The organism is Chryseobacterium sp. SIMBA_038 (assembly GCF_046535115.1).
Taxonomy (GTDB): domain Bacteria; phylum Bacteroidota; class Bacteroidia; order Flavobacteriales; family Weeksellaceae; genus Chryseobacterium.
Window position 1 is genome coordinate 1 of sequence record NZ_JAWRXH010000409.1, and the last position, 240, is coordinate 240.

The window sequence follows — 240 nt, forward strand, 5'->3', positions numbered from 1 at the left end:
CGTCCAGCCGCTCGACGCCGGCCTCGGCTTTTTCCACCCGGAGTCGGACGGACTCGGTTCGCGCTTCGTAACGGTCAGCCAGCCGCTCCAGCGACAAGCCATACTCAGCCGCGAACACCTGAGCAAACTTCTCCTTGATGTCCGGATCGGCCGCCTTCTGCGCAATGACCGCATAGTCGGGGCTTGCACCGCGTATCACCTCGAGCAGAGACACCGAATGATCAGGATTACGCAACGCCG

Annotated in this window: 1 protein-coding gene; it reads right to left on the bottom strand. The window is 62.5% G+C overall.

Annotated elements, in window-relative coordinates; translation table 11 throughout:
* A partial coding sequence (locus SB689_RS24080) for a hypothetical protein (protein ID WP_410694542.1) occupies positions 1–240 on the bottom strand: 240 nt, incomplete at both ends.